This window comes from Azospirillum formosense, from assembly GCF_013340925.1.
Classification (GTDB): Bacteria; Pseudomonadota; Alphaproteobacteria; order Azospirillales; family Azospirillaceae; genus Azospirillum; species Azospirillum formosense.
Genome location: NZ_WHOR01000503.1, coordinates 1 through 1,276 on the forward strand (window position 1 = coordinate 1; position 1,276 = coordinate 1,276).

General features: G+C 70.4%; 1 protein-coding gene and 1 pseudogene. Both read left to right on the forward strand.

The window, feature by feature from the left end:
* A pseudogene (locus GBZ26_RS29420) lies at positions 1-678 on the forward strand (glycosyl transferase); the annotation flags it as partial.
* A complete protein-coding gene (locus tag GBZ26_RS29425) occupies positions 675-1,139 on the forward strand; it encodes a DUF2141 domain-containing protein (protein ID WP_174441809.1) in 465 nt (154 codons plus the stop codon). The pseudogene GBZ26_RS29420 and the gene GBZ26_RS29425, both read left to right, overlap by 4 nt.
* Positions 1,140-1,276: the final 137 nt, after the last annotated feature.

Consider the following 1,276-nt stretch of genomic DNA (forward strand, 5'->3'; position numbering starts at 1 on the left):
GGCTTCCCCCGCCAGGAGACCGGCTCCCTGGCCGAGGCGCTGGTGATTCCGCTGATCCATGTGCTTCTGCTCGGCTACCTGCCGATGGTCGGGATGCGCTGGTCGGGCAGTCCGGGATTCGCCGCCGCCTGCGGCCAGCTGATCGCGGTGCGGCGGGACGCCCACGCGGCGGCCGGCGGCCACGCCGCCATCGCGACCTCGCTCCACGACGGGGTGACGCTGCCGCGCGCCTTCCGCCGGGCGGGGCAGGGGAGCGACCTGTTCGACGCGACCGGCCTCGCCCGCTGCCGGATGTATCGCGGCTGGGGGGAGGTGTGGTCCGGCTTCTCGAAGAACGCGACGGAGGGGATGGCGACCCCGGTCGCTTTGCCGGTCTGGACCCTGCTGCTGTTCGGCGGCCATGTCCTGCCCTGGCTGCTGCTGGGCTGGGCGGCGCTGGCCCCGTTGCCGGACGCTGCGGTCGCCCTGGCGGCGTTGGCCGTGGCGGCGGGGCTGTCGTTCCGCGTGCTGTTGGCCGTCCGTTTCCATCAGAGTTTGGCCGGCGCGCTGCTCCATCCGGTGGGCATCCTCATCCTGCTGGCGATCCAATGGTCGGCGCTGCTGCGCGCCCGCCGGGGCCGCCCGGCGGAATGGCGGGGACGCGCCTATCCGTCCACCTCCAAAACGGGTGCACCATGACTTCTTGGCAACACCAGAACGCTCGTCGCGTCACAGTGGGCGGATGGCTGGCGGCGCTGGCGTTCGGTCTCGCGACGGCTCAGGCTGCTGCCGCCGACCTGTCCATCACCGTCGTCAACGTCACGAACGCGCAGGGAAAGGTGCTGGTCGCGGTGTGCACGGCGGAGACGTTCCTGGGGCCCCACTGTCCCTACACCGCGGCGGAACCGGCGCGGCCGGGCAGCGTCACCGTGGTGGTGCACAAGGTGCCGCCCGGCACCTACGCTGTGCAGTCCTTTCATGACGAGAATCAGAATCTCGAACTCGACCGCAACTTCCTCGGCCTGCCGAAGGAGGGGGTCGGCTTCAGCAACGACGCGCCCATGCGCTTCGGCCCTCCGCGCTACGCCGACGCCGCGCTGGTCGTCGCCGAACCGGTGACGCGGACGACGCTGACGCTGCGCTATCTGATCGAGCGTTGACGCGGTGCCGATGGTTCTTTGTGACGCCGGCGTTTCAGAAAAAATGCTGGTCGATGAAAAAAGCGCTTGCCGGGTTTGGCCGAGGCGCCTATAACCCGGCTCCCACGACGCCGGGGCCGCTGAGAAGCGCGACGGCG

Coding starts and splice junctions, on each gene's coding strand:
- GBZ26_RS29425 (WP_174441809.1), top strand. CDS start 675: ATGACTTCTTGGCAACACCAGAACGCTCGTCGCGTCACAGTGGGCGGA.